Origin of the sequence: Mesorhizobium sp. M0664, from assembly GCF_040320565.1 — a bacterium.
Classification (GTDB): domain Bacteria; phylum Pseudomonadota; class Alphaproteobacteria; order Rhizobiales; family Rhizobiaceae; genus Mesorhizobium.
On sequence record NZ_JAMYPW010000017.1, the window covers coordinates 26288 to 41284 of the forward strand.

The window sequence follows — 14997 nt, forward strand, 5'->3', positions numbered from 1 at the left end:
GCGGCGGTCCAGCTCAAGAAAGCCGGTATTGGCATGAAGATTCGCGTCGCGCTCGTTTCCGCCCTGCTCGCCGTCTCCGGCTGCACGACGCTCGGCAAGGGCCCGGCCGTTACGGTGACGCCGGCCTTGACGCCCCCCAGCGGCGCCAAGGTGGCGACGACGATCATCTCCGCCATGGGCGGCGGCCTCGTCGGCGGCTCTATCGGCGCCGGCCTGAGCGAGACCGAGAAGCGCAGCGCGCTCGAGGCGGAATACAAGGCGCTTGAATACACGGCGAGCGGCCAGAAAGTGGCTTGGAAGAGCGACAGTTCGGCCCATCGCGGCGAAGTGGTCGCCGCCCAGCCCTATCGCGTCGGCTCGCAGGACTGCCGGCAATACACCCATACGGTGTTTACCGGCACCGCCGGCGCCACCGCGCGCGGAACCGCCTGCCGCAATGCCGACGGCAGCTGGACGCCGCTGACGTAGAGCAATTCCAGGAAAAGTGTGAAACGGTTTTCCGTCCGGAATTGCGCAACAAAGACGCCCGGCCGTCGATCCGCCGATACCGATCCGGCACTAAAGCGCGTCGCGTTCGACCGTCGTCATGCGACGCGCTATAGGTTCTTGTTTTGATGCATGGTCGTTATCGCAAAACCGCTGCACACTTTTGCGCGACATGCATTATCGATCGGAGCGGCCCCGCCAAAGCGTCGCAGCACGCTTGTGTTGGCAGGGCAAGGGTCTCGTTCTATTGGAAGAGCCATGCTGTTTTGGGTCATAGCCGCACTCCTGACGCTGGGCGCAAGCTTGGCGGTGCTGCTGCCGTTGGCCGGCGGATCGAAGAACGCGTCCGCTGCCGGAGATCACGACCTTGAAGTCTATCGCGACCAGCTGGCCGAGCTTGACCGCGATATGGCGCGTGGCCTGATCCGGCCAATGGAGGCCGAAGAGGCACGCGCCGAAATCGCCCGCCGCATCCTTCGCCTGAGCAATGCCGGCCACGCCGACGAGACGGCGACGCAGCCGTCGCGGTCGACAAGGCTGGTGGCGACGGCGGCCGTGCTGCTGGTTCCGCTGGTCAGCTGGGGCCTCTATGGCCAGCTCGGCTCACCCGACCTGCCGTCGCAGCCGCTCAGCGAACGCCTGGCCAAGAACCCCGCCGACAGCTCGGTCGACGAGCTGATAGCCCGCGCCGAGGCGCACCTGGCGGCCAACCCATCCGATGGCCGCGGCTGGGACGTGCTGGCGCCGGTCTATCTGCGCATGCAGCGATACGCCGATGCGGTGACCGCCTATCGCAACGCCATCCGCCTCGACGGCGACAGCGCCGCCCGCCAGGCGGGTCTTGGCGAGGCGATCGCCAATGCGGCCGGCGGCATTGTCTCCGCCGAAGCGCAGGCGGCTTTCGAGGCGGCGTTGAAGCTCGATCCGGCCAATCCGAAGGCCTCGTTCTATCTCGCCATGGGCATGGCACAGGAAGGCCGCATAGCTGAAGCCACGGCGGCCTGGCAAAAGATGCTTGCCGCCTTGCCGCAGGGCTCGCCGTGGCGCGGCGCCGTCGAGCAGGCGCTGGCCGAATCCGCCGCCCGCAGCGTCGCTTCTGAGGCGCCCGCGAAAGGGCCGAGCGCCGAGGATATCGATGCTGCCTCCTCGATGTCGCCGCAGGACCGGCAAGCCATGATCAGCACCATGGTTGCCGGCCTCGACGAAAGGCTTCGGCAAAATCCGCGCGACGAGGAAGGGTGGATGCAGCTCGTTCGTTCCTATGCCGTGCTGGGCAAGACAGATCAGGCGCGTGACGCGCTCAATCGCGGTATCGCCGTCTTTGGCGCGGACAGTGACCAGGCCAGGAAATTCACCGCCTTTGCCGCCTCGCTTGGCGTGACGGCGACGGAGTAGACGATGACGCGCAAGCAGAAACGACTGTCGGTGATCGCAGCGGGGCTGGGGTTTCTCGGTGTTGCCACGGGGCTGACCTTCTATGCGCTTGGCCAGAAGGCCTCCTATTTCTACATGCCGGCCGATCTGGCCACCGCCAGCCTTCAGCCGGGCCAGCGCATAAGGCTCGGCGGTCTTGTCGAAAAAGGCACGGTCGAGCGTGGCCAAGGCGCCACCGTCGCCTTTTCGGTGACCGACAACCAGAAGGACGTCAAGGTCACCTATACCGGCATTCTTCCCGACCTCTTCCGGGAAGGACAGGGCGTGATCACCGAAGGCTCGTTTGGCCCTGACGGAATCTTTGTCGCCGACAGCGTGCTGGCCAAGCATGACGAGACCTATATGCCCAAGGAAGTGGCCGACGGCCTCAAGGCCAAGGGCGTATGGCAGGAGAGCAAGAGTGACTAGCGGGTGCGGTGACAATGGTTGAAACCGGACATTTCGCCCTGGTCCTGGCGTTTGCGCTGGCCCTGGTGCAGACGATGGTGCCGCTGTTCGGTGCGCGCACCGGCAACCATAAGATGATGGCCGTCGGCGCACCGGCCGCGCTGACCGGCTTTGCCTTGACGGCGCTGTCTTTCGTGGCGCTGGCAACCGCCTACGCCGGCTCCGACTTCTCGGTTGAGAGCGTCTGGGAGAACTCGCATTCGCTGCAGCCGCTGATCTACAAGATCACCGGAACCTGGGGCAATCACGAAGGTTCGATGCTGCTCTGGGTGCTGATCCTGACCTTCTTCGGCGCGCTCGTCGCCGTCTTCGGCGGCAATCTTCCGGCGACGCTCCGGGCCAATGTGCTTGCCGTGCAGGGAGCGATCGGCGCCACTTTCTTCCTGTTCATCCTGACGACGTCGAACCCGTTCGTCAGGCTCAATCCGGCGCCTATCGAGGGCCGCGATCTCAACCCGATCCTGCAGGACCTCGGCCTCGCCATCCATCCGCCGCTGCTTTATCTCGGCTATGTCGGTTTCTCGATCTGCTTTTCCTTCTCTGTCGCTGCCCTCATCGAGGGCCGCATTGACGCTTCGTGGGCGCGCTGGGTAAGGCCGTGGACATTGGTTGCCTGGATGTTCCTCACCGGCGGCATCGCCATGGGCTCCTACTGGGCCTATTACGAGCTCGGCTGGGGCGGCTTCTGGTTCTGGGATCCGGTCGAGAACGCATCCTTCATGCCGTGGCTGGCGGGCACGGCGCTGCTGCATTCGGCGATCGTCATGGAAAAGCGCTCGGCGCTGAAGATCTGGACGCTGCTTCTGGCGATCCTGACCTTCTCGCTGTCGCTGCTCGGCACCTTCCTGGTGCGTTCCGGCGTGCTGACCTCGGTGCACGCATTCGCCACCGATCCGACGCGTGGCGTGTTCATTCTCTGCATCCTGACGCTGTTCATCGGCGGCTCGCTGGCGCTGTTTGCCTTGCGCGCCTCCCGGCTGACGGCCGGCGGCCTGTTTCACCCGATCTCGCGCGAAGGCGCGCTGGTCCTGAACAATCTGTTCCTGACCACCGCCACCGCCACCGTGCTGGTCGGCACGCTCTACCCGCTCGTCGTCGAAGCCCTATCTGCCGACAAGATTTCGGTCGGCGCGCCGTTCTTCAACCTGACATTCGGCCCGCTGATGGTGCCGCTCTTGGTCGTCGTGCCGTTCGGGCCGCTACTCGCCTGGAAGCGCGGCGACATTTTCGCGGTCGCCCAGCGCCTGATGGCGGCTTTCGCGGCGGCGCTGCTCGCGGTGCTGGTGACGGCCCTGTTCATCGATGGCGCTTCGGTGTTGGCGGCACTCGGTGTCGGCCTTGCCTTCTGGCTGATCTGCGGCGCGCTCACCGATCTCGCCGTCAAATCCGGCTTCGGCACCGTCGCGCCCGCCACCATGCTCAGGCGCTTCGCCGGCCTGCCGCGCTCGGTCTTCGGCACAGCGCTTGCGCATCTCGGCCTCGGGCTGACAACGCTCGGCATTGTCGGCACGCTTTGCTTCGGGACCGAAAAAATCCTGTCGATGCATGCCGGCGAGACCGTCGAACTGTCCGGCCACAAGCTGCGCTTCGAGGGGCTCTACCCGGCCCAGGGGCCGAACTACAGTGAGGATCGCGGCCGCTTCGCCCTGCTTGGCGCCGACGGTAGCGTCGCAGGCGAGATCACCTCGGCCAAGCGCTCATATCCGGTGCGCCAGATGACCACAACCGAATCCGGCATCAGGACGATCGGCTTCAGCCAGCTCTATCTTTCGCTTGGCGACGAGGGCAGCGATGGCTCTGTGGTCGTTCGTCTGTGGTGGAAGCCGCTGGTGACGCTGATCTGGGGCGGCGCACTGGTGATGATGGCGGGCGCGGCGATGTCGCTGCTCGACCGCCGCCTGCGCGTCGGCGCACCGTCGCGCCGCAAGGCTGCGGCCGGCATGCCATCGGCGAGCCCGCAATGAAAAGGGTCACGCTGGCCTCGCTGGTCCTGCTGCTGGCGCTGTTGTTCGCCGGCGCCGCGCAGGCGGTCAAGCCCGACGAGGTGCTCGCCGACCCGGCACTCGAGGCGAGGGCGCGCGCTTTGTCGGAAGGCCTGCGCTGCATGGTCTGCCAGAACCAGTCGATCGACGAGTCCGATGCCGACCTCGCCCGCGACCTGCGCATCCTTGTGCGCCAGCGCCTCGTCGCCGGCGATACCGACCGGCAGGTGATGGACTATGTCGTTTCGCGCTACGGCGAATTCGTGCTGCTGAAGCCACGCTTCAATCTGCGCAATGTTTTGCTCTGGGGGACGCCAGTTCTTCTGCTGCTCGTTGGCGGGACATTCATCCTGCTGGCCGCCCGCTCGCGCCGTTCGACGGTGACCGCTGAATTAACTGCCGAGGAACAGGCGGCGCTGGACAAGATGCTCCGCCGCGATTGATCGATACATTACGAAAGTTTCATGTACCGGAAATGGCGCCGTAATGTGCGGCTCTCTATTTCCTTTGTCGAGGATGCCAATCAAGGGGCGTCCCTTGAAAAGAGGATACGAGAACCATGAATGTTGCCCCCAATTCATATCTGCGCACCCGCAAACGCCTGCTGGCCGCAGCCGCATCCCTGGCCATTGCCGGCGCGATCGGCTTTGGTGCTGTTGCCACCGGGACAGCCCCGGTGCTGGCCGACGCCGTGCGTGTCGAGGCACCGCAGGTCCCGAGCTTCGCCGATGTGGTCGAGCGCGTTTCGCCGGCGGTCGTCAGCGTGCGCGTCAAGGCCAAGATCCAGTCGACGGCCGATGACGGTTCCGGCCAGATGGACGACGAGGACGGCTTAGGCAATCTTCCCGACAACCCGCAGCTGCGCCGGTTCTTCCGCGAATTCCGCGGCTTTGGCGATCAAGGCGGCGATCAAGGCCCGAACGGAATGCGCCGTTTTGGACACCGTGACCGCAACAACGACCAGCCGCGGCCGGTGGCGCAGGGATCCGGTTTCTTCATCTCCGATGACGGCTATCTCGTCACCAACAACCATGTCGTCGAGGAGGGCACCGCCTTCACCGTGGTGACCAATGACGGCAAGGAACTCGACGCCAAGCTGATCGGCACGGACCCGCGCACCGATCTTGCCGTGCTCAAGGTCGATGACGGCAGCAAGTTCACCTATGTCGACTTCGCCGACGATTCCAAGGTTCGCGTCGGCGACTGGGTGGTGGCTGTCGGCAATCCGTTCGGCCTCGGCGGCACGGTTACCGCAGGCATCGTTTCGGCCCGCGGCCGCGATATCGGCGCCGGTCCCTATGACGACTTCATCCAGATCGACGCCTCGGTGAACCGCGGCAATTCGGGCGGCCCGACCTTTAACCTCAACGGCCAGGTTGTCGGCATCAACACCGCGATCTTCTCGCCCTCGGGCGGCAGCGTCGGCATTGCCTTCGACATTCCCGCTTCGACCGCCAAGCAGGTCGTGCAGGATCTGATGAAGAACGGCACCGTGCAGCGCGGCTGGCTCGGTGTCGAGATCCAGCCGGTCACCCCCGAAATCGCCGAGTCGCTTGGCCTTGGGTCCGGCAAGGGCGCGCTCGTTGCCAGCGCGCAGGACACCGGTCCCGGCAAGAAGGCCGGCATCACCGCCGGTGACGTGATCACCCAGGTGGACGGCAAGGACGTTGCTTCGCCGAAGGAACTCGCCCGCCTGATCGGCGCTTACCCGCCCGGCAAATCTGTCGATGTCACGGTGTGGCGCAACGGCAAGAGCGAGGCGGTCAAGGTCGATCTCGGCAAGCTGCCGTCGAGCGACAAGCAGGCCTTGGCCGACCAGCAGCCTGCCCCAGCGCCGAAGACCGACACGCTCGCCGATCTCGGCCTGACCGTCACCAAGTCTGACAATGGCAAGGGCCTTGTGGTGACCGATGTCGACCCCGACAGCGATGCCGCCGATCGCGGCATCCAGCCCGGCGACGTCATCACCTCCGTCAATTCGGCGGAAGTGAACGGCGCCGGCGACGTCGACAAGGCGATGGCCGACGCGGTGAAGTCCGGCCGCAAGGCGGTGCTGATGCAGATCACCCGCGACGACAGCAACCGCTTCGTCGCACTGCCTGTCGCCAAGGGCTGAGCGCATGACCCCGAACACGTATTCCGTTTTCGGAAAGGCTCATGCGCCGATTCAAGGTGCTAGAGCGCCCTTTGCGCGTTCAAGAGGACGCGCGGCGCTCTAGTGGTCGACTTTTCCGGTGCGGCGGTTTTCAACACCCCCGAGCCGCCGCACGGGAAAGCACGGGGCCTGAATACGTTCGTCAGTCATCGTGTTCCGCCCCAGCGGCAGCGGGCTTCCCATCGCCCGCTGCCGCTCGAACATGCCGCTCAAGGCGTGAAGCGGTTTTAGGCTACGACATGCTAAAACAAAGACTTACCGCGTATCCCTGAATCAATTTGTTCGCGATACGCCATGGAGAAGGCCACGATGCATATGCCGGCCACTCAATCTTCCAGCGAAATCGCGTATAACGGTTCTATGAAGATTCTCGTCATAGAAGACGATCGCGAGGCAGCCGACTACCTGCAGAAGGCGTTCGCCGAGGCCGGCCATACCGCCCATGTCGCCGGCGACGGCGAAACCGGCTTCGCGCTCGCCGATTCCGGCGACTATGACGTCATGGTCGTTGATCGCATGATGCCGCGCCGCGACGGCCTGTCCGTCATTGCCGGGCTCAGGTCCCGGGGCAATACGACACCCGTGCTGATCCTGTCGGCGCTCGGCGAAGTCGACGACCGGGTCACCGGTCTGCGCGCCGGCGGCGACGACTATCTGACCAAACCCTACGCCTTTTCGGAACTGCTCGCCCGCGTCGAGGTGCTGAACCGCCGCGCCAGCGCCAGGGAAGCCGAAACCGTCTACCGGGTCGGTGATCTCGAACTCGACCGGCTGTCGCACTCGGTGCGCCGCGCCGGGCGCGAGATAACGCTGCAGCCGCGCGAGTTCCGCCTGCTCGAATATCTGATGCGCCATGCCGGCCAGGTGGTGACGCGCACCATGCTGCTCGAGAATGTCTGGGATTACCATTTCGATCCGCAGACCAATGTCATCGACGTTCATATCTCGCGGCTGCGGGGCAAGATCGAGAAGGGCTTCGACAAGCCGATCCTGCACACGGTTCGCGGCGCCGGCTATATGCTGAAAAGCGGCTAGAACCCCATGGCTCTTTCCGTGCCGGCCATCATGAAGACGACGGCAGCGCGGCTTTCGGCGCTCTACCTCCTGCTGTTCGCCATCTGCGCGGTGCTGCTCGTGTTCTACATGACCTCGCTGTCGGCGCGCATGCTGACCGGCCAGACCCAGGACACGATCAACGACGAGGTGCTCGGCCTCGCCCGCGCCTATCAGCGCGGCGGCCTCCCGTTGCTGGTCCGCGTCGTCGAGCAGCGCTCCCGCCAGCCCGGCGCCAATCTCTATCTGATCGCCGATGCCAACGGCCAGATCCTGACCGGCAACGTGCAGAGTCTGGAGCCGGGCGTGATCGAGGCCGAGGGCTGGACCACCGAGCCGTTCTCCTACCGCCGCTTCGGCGAGGGCGAGCTCGAGCGGCAGCGCAACCCGGTCTCCGACCCGAACGAGCCCGCCCAGAGCGAAGTACAGGCCGAAGGCGAGAAGGGCCATAACGCCATTGCCCTGGTGCTGCGCCTGCCCAACCAGATGATCATGCTGGTCGGCCGCGACCTCGGCGAGCCGGAGCGCTTCCGCGCCGTCATTCGCCGCGCTCTGATGCTGGCGCTCGGTATGATGGGCGTCGGCGGGCTGCTGATCTGGTTCTTCGTCGGGCGCGCGGCGCTGAAGCGCATCGACAGCGTGTCGGAGGCGAGCCGCCGCATCATGGGCGGCGATCTTTCCGGCCGGCTGCCGGTCACCGGCGCCGGCGACGAGTTCGACCGGCTGTCGGAAAACCTCAATTCCATGCTGGCCAGGATCGCCACGCTGAACGAGGGCCTGAAGCAGGTCTCCGACAACATCGCCCACGACCTGAAAACGCCGCTCACCAGGCTGCGCAATCGCGCCGAGGCGACGATTTCCGGCAAGCACAACACCAGCGACTACCGGCAGGCGCTGGAAGGAACGATCGCCGAATCCGATCAGCTGATAAAGACCTTCAACGCCATCCTGATGATCTCGCGACTGGAAGCCGGCTATTCCTCGGAAAGCACCACCAGGGTTGATCTGGCCGCTGCCGTGCACGACGTCGTCGAACTCTACGAGCCGGTAGCGGAGGAGGCGGGCGTGACGCTCGAAACTTCGGTGCAAGGTTCCTTCGCCGTCAACGGCAATCGCGAGCTGATTGGCCAGGCGCTGTCCAACATCGTCGACAACGCGATCAAATATTCGACCGACTCGACCTCCAGGCCTACGGTTCGCGTGACGCTGGAGCGTGTCGGTAGCGAGATCAGACTCGCCGTCTCCGACAACGGCCAGGGCATTCCCGACGATGTCGACCGCGCCAGGGTGACCGAGCGTTTCGTGCGGCTGGAAAAGAGCCGCTCGCAGCCGGGTTCCGGCCTTGGCTTGAGCCTCGCCAAGGCGATCATGACATTCCACAATGGACGGCTTGAGCTTCTGCCCGGCAATCCCGGATTGTCGGTCGTCATGAGTTTTCCCGGGCGGGACGATCGCTGATGGTTGCAAGGATAGCAGTGCGACGCCTCGAAACGGACTGGCTGTTGAAGCCAGCGGTAGAGCTCGTTCCGCTGGATGCAAGCCGCGCCAGGCAGGAATTGTCGGAGATCGCCGACGCCGCGCGGCAAAAGGAACTGCCGCGACTGGCGAAATTTCTCGCCGGCAAGGGGGTCGTCCAGGATTTCCTCGCCGCCGTGTTCAACCTGTCGCCGTTCCTGCGCGATACCGCGCGCCGCCGGCCACGGATACTCGATGCGCTTTTCGACGGGAGCGTCGAGGCGCGGCTGTCATCGATCGGCGCCGCGGTCGACAAGGCAGCACGCGTAGAGGCCGTCTCCGAAAGCAGCCTGATGATGGAGCTGCGCCAATGTAAGGCGGAGGCGCATTTCCTGATCGCCTTGGCCGATCTCGCCGGCGAGGCCGAGACCTCGCTGACGGTGCGGCGACTGAGCGACCTTGCCGACGCCTGCACGCGTGCGGCTGTCGATTTCCTGCTCCGCGACGCGCATGAGCAAGGCAAGCTCCGATTGCCGGATGCCAAAAATCCGGCGCGACACTCGGGCTGGATCCTGCTCGGCATGGGCAAGCTCGGCGCGCATGAGCTGAACTTCTCCTCCGACATCGACCTCGTCGTCTTCTTCGACCCCGATGCGCCTGCCGTCGTCGATCCGCTCGATGCCACAGAGCTGTTTTCGCGCCTGACCCGCCGGCTTGTCCGTATTCTCCAGGACCGCACCGAGCACGGTTACGTCTTCCGCACCGATCTCAGGCTTCGTCCCGACCCCGGCTCGACGCCGCTGGCGATCCCGGTCGAGGCGGCGCTGCGCTACTATGAGGCGCGCGGCCAGAACTGGGAGCGCGCCGCCATGATCAAGGCCCGCCCGGTGGCCGGCGATTTTGCCGCGGGCGCCGCGTTCCTGAAGGAACTGCAGCCCTATATCTGGCGCAAATACATGGACTATGCGGCGATTGCCGACGTCCATTCGATCAAGCGCCAGATCCACGCCCACAAAGGCCATGGCGAGGTCGCGGTCAAAGGCCACAATGTCAAGCTCGGTCGCGGCGGTATCCGCGAGATCGAGTTCTTCGTCCAGACCCAGCAGCTTATCGCCGGCGGCCGCTTTCCCGAACGGCGCGGCCGCGAGACCGTGCCGATGCTGGGCGAGCTCGCCGCGCGCGGCTGGATCACCGCCGACGCGCGCGATGCGCTCACCAGGCAATACTGGTTCCTGCGCCGCGTCGAACATGCCATCCAGATGGTTGCCGACCAGCAGACGCATATCCTGCCGGAGGACGAAGAGGGGCTGGAGCGCGTCGCCCGCATGCTGGGCTTTGCCGATGCGGCAGGCTTTGCCGAAACGTTCCGCGCGGCGCTGCACCAGGTCGAGCGCCACTATGCAGCGCTGTTCGAAACCGCGCCGGAGCTTTCGGCCGGCATCGGCAATCTGGTCTTTACCGGCGACGTCGACGATCCCGATACCTTGCAGACCTTGCAGCGGCTCGGCTTCCAGCGGCCGAGCGACATCTGCCGGGTTATCCGCGGCTGGCACTTCGGCCGCTACCGCGTCACCAGGTCGGCGGAAGCGCGCGAGCGGCTGACCGAACTGACGCCGGCGCTGCTGCAAGCCTTCGGCCAGACGCGGCGGGCGGACGAGGCAGTGATCCGCTTCGACGAATTCCTTGCCGGCCTGCCTGCCGGCATCCAGCTGTTTTCGCTGCTGCAGTCGAATCCGGCTTTGCTGAAGCTGATGGCGACTATCATGGGCGCGGCACCGCGGCTGGCCGCCATCATCACGCGCCGGCCGCATGTCTTCGATGGGCTGCTCGATCCGGCGCTGCTGAGCGAACTGCCAAACCGCGCCTATCTGTCGGCGCGCCTTGCCGCCTTCCTCGAAGGCGACAGAGCCTATGAAGACGTGCTCGACCGGCTGCGCATCTTTGCTTCGGAGCAAAAATTCCTGATCGGCGTCAGGCTGCTTGCCGGGTCGATCGACCCGTCGCGCGCCGGCCGCGCTTTTTCCGATCTCGCCGACCTGACCATCGAGGCGGCATTGCAGGCGGTGATGGCGGAATTCGCTTTGCGTCATGGCTATATTGCCGGCGGCCGGGTCGCGCTGCTCGGCATGGGCAAGCTCGGCAGCCGCGAACTGACGGCGGGCTCCGACGTCGACCTCATCCTGCTCTACGATCACGACGCCGATGCGGAGGAGTCCGACGGCGACAAGCCGCTTGCCCCGTCGCATTACTACAGCCGGCTGACACAGCGGCTGATCGCCGCCGTTTCCGCGCCGACCGCCGAGGGCGTGCTCTACGAGCTCGACCTTCGCCTGCGGCCGTCCGGCAACAAGGGGCCGGTGGCCACTCATGTCGACGCCTTCAAGAAGTATCAGCGCCAGGACGCCTGGACATGGGAGCACATGGCGCTGGCGCGGGCCCGCACGATCGGCGGCGATGCCGAGCTCTGCCGCGAGATCGAAGGGGACGTTGCCGCAGTACTCGCTCTGCCGCGCGATCCAGCCAAGGTGATGGCCGAGGCATCCGAGATGCGCGCCATGGTCGACAAGGAGAAGCCGCCGCGCGATCCCTGGGACATCAAGCTGATCCCGGGCGGCCTCATCGATCTCGAATTCATTGCCCAGGTTGCGCTGATCACCGGAAAGATCGAGGCAGGCCGCAGGGCCACCGGCACGGCTGAGGTCCTGTCGCGCCTGGCGCCGGATTTCGCCAAGGCCCGGGTCAGGCAGGAACTGGTGGATGCCTATTCGCTCTATCTGGCGCTGACCCAGATGATACGGCTTTGCCTCACCGGCGCGTTCGAACGCGACGACGTTCCGCCAGGGCTTTCCGATCTGCTTCTTGCGGTCACCGACCTGCCGGATTTCGGGGTGCTTGAAGCGCACCTCAAGGAGACGTCGCAGAAGGTCAGAAAGGATTTCGACCTTCTGCTTCGTGCGAAACAACCGTGACGGCAACCAGCCGTACGGGCGAGAGCATCGGGCCCAAAATTGCGACCTGCTTTGGGAGGTTCCGATGTTCAATCAAAGAGATAGAGCGGGGGATTGAAGGTCCGCCGCTCTAGCATCGGGGGTGACGATGCAACAGGAGAAGACCATGAGAAAGACAACCAGACTTGCACTCGTTTTCGCAGCCCTGGCCGGCGCCGTCGGCACCGCTGCCTATGCAGACGAGCACTCCGTGGCCGGGCCGCGCGACGGCATGATGATGCGCCTCGGCAAGGTCATGAAGGACAATGACGGCACCATCACCTTCGACCAGTTCTCCGACGCCATGAACGCGCGGCTGAAGAAGATGGTCGCCGACAATGGCGGCAAGCTGACCGTGGCACAGCTCGCCGACGCGCTCGAGAAAGCACGCTTCGAGCAGATGGCCAGGCGCATCATCGCCCGTTACGACACCAAGGGCGACGGCACGCTGACCGCCGACGACATCACCAGCCGCCAGAAGAAGGTCTTCGCCGTGCTCGACCGTGACAATGACGGCAAGATCGAGAAGAACGAACTGCCGAAGGGTCCCGGCGGTCACCGCCAATGGGACGGCGAGGGCAATGACGGCGCTGACGGAATGCAGTGAGAATTGACAACCGCTCCGGCGGCGCGAGCCGCCGGAGACTTATTTTGTCATTCAGGCAGCCGCCCTGACCGCCTGCGCGGCTTTCTTGATCGGGATGCGTACCGAGACGATCGTGCCGACGCTTTCGGTCGAGCGGATCTTCAACGCGCCACCCTGAAGCTCGGCCAGCGAGCGCGAGATGGCGAGGCCGAGGCCGGAGCCGGCATGGCTCTTGGAGAACTGGTTTTGCACCTGTTCGAATGGCCGCCCGAGCTTGCTCAGCGCCGCCTTCGGGATGCCGCAGCCATTGTCCTCGATCGTCAGGATCAGCGCGCTGGAAATGCTGCGGGCTCTGACCGAGATGTGGCCGCCTTGCCCGGTGAACTTCACCGCATTGGACAGAAGGTTGATGAGGATCTGCTTGATCGCCCTGCGGTCGGCGAACAGCGTCAGCGAATCGGCGATGCGGGTTTCGACGGTGATCGACTTTTCCGCCGCCTGCAGAGAAACGACGCGAACCGTCTCCCTGATGAGCGGGCAGAGATCGATTTCTTCCTGATCCAAGGCGAACTGGCCGGCCTCGATCTTCGACATGTCGAGGATGTCATTGATCACACCGAGAAGATATTTGCCGCTGCCGTTGATGTCGGTGGCATACTCTTCGTAGCGCGGCGAGCCCAGCGGCCCGAACAGCCGCCGCTCCATCAGTTCCGAGAAGCCGATGATCGCGTTGAGCGGGGTGCGCAACTCGTGCGACATGTTGGCCAGGAATTCGGATTTGGCCCGGTTTGCCGCTTCGGCGCGCTCGGTTTCCTTCATGTATTTGCGATTGAGTTCGACGAGCTCGCGCGCCCGTTCTTCTTCCGCGCGGCGGGCAAGGCTGAGGTCATGGATTGTCGCCATCAGCCGGCGCTCGCTGTCGACCAGCTTCTCCTGGTGCAGCTTGATCTGGGTGATGTCGGAGCCGACAGAGACGGTACCGCCGTCCCTTGTCCGCAACTCGTTCACCTGCAGCCAGCGGCCGTCGGCAAGCTGGCGCTCGAAGGTAACGCCTCCCTGCGGTCCGTTGGTGTTGGCAAGCCGCCGCTCCGAGGCGAAGGCCAGCATGCGTTCCTCCAGAACGGCGCGCGGAGCGCCCGGCATCACGTCGCGATCCAACAGGCCGTTGTCCTGCTGGTATTTGGAATTGCACATGATCAGGCGCTCGGACGAATCCCACAGCACGAAAGATTCGTTGATGTTTTCGATGGCCGTCCTCAGGCGCAGGTCCGCCGCTTCGGAGCGCAGCGCCAGATGCCGCTGCTCGGTGACGTCGACGGCGATGCCGATCAGCTGGATCTCCGGCGCTTCCGGGTCGATAACGTGTGCTCTTGCGCGCATCCAAACCCATTGCCCGTCGGCATGGCGCATCCGGAACACCTGGTCGATATGGTCGATCTCGCGTGCGACGATCCTGTTGGCGAGTTCGAACAAATCGCCGTCCTCGGGATGAATGATTTCATCGACTTCGCCGAACGACAGCATCGTGTCACAAGGCTCGTAGCCCAGCATGTCGTACATCGAGCGCGACCAGTACATCTTGCCGCGCACCATGTCCCAATCCCACAGGCCGCAGCGGCCGCGCACCAGCGCCATGTCGATGCGCTGGTGGGCTTCGAGATAGATGCGATCGGCGGCCTGGGCGCGCGCCGCCTGGCCGAAATAGGCGTAGAGGATGATGATCAGCACACCGGCCGTCAGCACGAACAGCGTGACGTTGAGTGAGACCGTCTTGCGCCAGGCGTCAAAAACTGCCTCCCGCGGCACGAACGCTGCCGCGGCACCCTTTCGGCCGTTCGCCAGGCTCACTGCCGCGTACCAGTCCTGTCCGCCGATGCTGACCTCCATCACCCCGGCGCGGTCGCCGAACATGAACAGCGGCTGCCCGCCCTGTACGACGCCATCGAGCGACCGGCCCTCCCAGTGCATCGACTGCGGCGATACGGCAATGATCTTGAAGGCGCTATCGGTGATCGCCAGTACGTGGCTTCGGCCCATCGCGCCCTGACGACCGGTGCTCTCCAGCAGGTCCTGGATCGCGCCGGGCGTGGAACCCATGGTCGCATCGGCAGCGATCGAACTGGCCAGTTGGCCGGCGGCCAGCGCAAGGATCGCCTTGGCGTCGCGCTCGATCTCGTCGCGCTCGTTCATCAGTGACAGAAAGCGCAGTACTGCGATGATCAACAGAAACATGATAATGAGGGCCGGTATCGATCGCCGCAACAGCGGCTCGGCTGCCAGCAGCCGTCGGTAGGCAGGTTCGGCGATGAGCCGCGTATTGCCCGCGAGACCGTCGCTTCGCGCCTCGCGCCGCCCAAAAGCCGTCCCACCGGGCGCGCCCCACGCGTCCGCCTTCGCCATAAATGGCACTCC

At 64.9% G+C, this 14997-nt stretch carries 11 protein-coding genes; 10 read left to right on the top strand and 1 reads right to left on the bottom strand.

Annotation, left to right across the window (positions count from 1 at the left end; translation table 11 throughout):
• Nucleotides 1–33: 33 nt before the first annotated feature.
• The 10 genes from NKI39_RS17160 to NKI39_RS17205 all read left to right on the top strand — a co-directional run bounded on the left by NKI39_RS17160 (nucleotide 34) and on the right by NKI39_RS17205 (nucleotide 12606).
• Nucleotides 34–468, top strand: a complete 435-nt coding sequence (locus tag NKI39_RS17160) for an RT0821/Lpp0805 family surface protein (protein ID WP_352471010.1) — start codon at nucleotides 34–36, stop codon at nucleotides 466–468.
• A 276-nt stretch (nucleotides 469–744) separates the two neighbouring features.
• A complete protein-coding gene (gene ccmI, locus NKI39_RS17165; RefSeq protein WP_352471011.1) occupies nucleotides 745–1881 on the top strand; it encodes a c-type cytochrome biogenesis protein CcmI in 1137 nt (378 codons plus the stop codon).
• Between the two features lie 3 nt (nucleotides 1882–1884).
• Complete coding sequence (gene ccmE / locus NKI39_RS17170; RefSeq protein ID WP_352471012.1) at nucleotides 1885–2328, top strand: cytochrome c maturation protein CcmE; 444 nt, start codon at nucleotides 1885–1887, stop codon at nucleotides 2326–2328.
• 14 nt (nucleotides 2329–2342) lie between these two features.
• Entirely contained in the window at nucleotides 2343–4331 is a 1989-nt protein-coding gene (locus tag NKI39_RS17175; RefSeq protein WP_352833155.1) for a heme lyase CcmF/NrfE family subunit, read from the top strand.
• Nucleotides 4328–4792 (top strand): cytochrome c-type biogenesis protein, encoded by a 465-nt coding sequence (locus NKI39_RS17180; RefSeq protein WP_352833158.1) that lies wholly within the window; start codon nucleotides 4328–4330, stop codon nucleotides 4790–4792. Before NKI39_RS17175 ends, NKI39_RS17180 begins: the two co-directional genes overlap by 4 nt.
• Nucleotides 4793–4908: 116 nt before the next feature.
• Nucleotides 4909–6465: a Do family serine endopeptidase gene (locus NKI39_RS17185; protein ID WP_352833161.1), complete on the top strand. Its 1557-nt coding sequence runs from the start codon at nucleotides 4909–4911 to the stop codon at nucleotides 6463–6465.
• Nucleotides 6466–6864: 399 nt separating this feature from the next.
• Complete coding sequence (locus tag NKI39_RS17190; protein ID WP_254819962.1) at nucleotides 6865–7539, top strand: response regulator transcription factor; 675 nt, start codon at nucleotides 6865–6867, stop codon at nucleotides 7537–7539.
• 6 nt (nucleotides 7540–7545) lie between these two features.
• Nucleotides 7546–9015 carry a sensor histidine kinase gene (locus NKI39_RS17195; RefSeq protein WP_352833163.1) on the top strand — a complete coding sequence of 490 codons (1470 nt, stop codon included), beginning with the start codon at nucleotides 7546–7548 and terminating at the stop codon, nucleotides 9013–9015.
• On the top strand, nucleotides 9015–11981 hold the full coding sequence (locus tag NKI39_RS17200) for a bifunctional [glutamine synthetase] adenylyltransferase/[glutamine synthetase]-adenylyl-L-tyrosine phosphorylase (RefSeq protein ID WP_352833166.1): 2967 nt from the start codon (nucleotides 9015–9017) through the stop codon (nucleotides 11979–11981). The genes NKI39_RS17195 and NKI39_RS17200 overlap by 1 nt, the downstream gene beginning before the upstream one ends.
• Before the next feature lie 145 nt (nucleotides 11982–12126).
• Nucleotides 12127–12606, top strand: coding sequence for an EF-hand domain-containing protein (locus NKI39_RS17205; RefSeq protein ID WP_352833169.1), 480 nt, complete (start codon nucleotides 12127–12129; stop codon nucleotides 12604–12606).
• A 51-nt stretch (nucleotides 12607–12657) separates the two neighbouring features.
• Here NKI39_RS17205 and NKI39_RS17210 read toward each other — a convergent pair whose 3' ends face one another.
• Complete coding sequence (locus NKI39_RS17210; protein ID WP_352833172.1) at nucleotides 12658–14985, bottom strand: PAS domain-containing sensor histidine kinase; 2328 nt, start codon at nucleotides 14983–14985, stop codon at nucleotides 12658–12660.
• Nucleotides 14986–14997 lie beyond the last annotated feature (12 nt).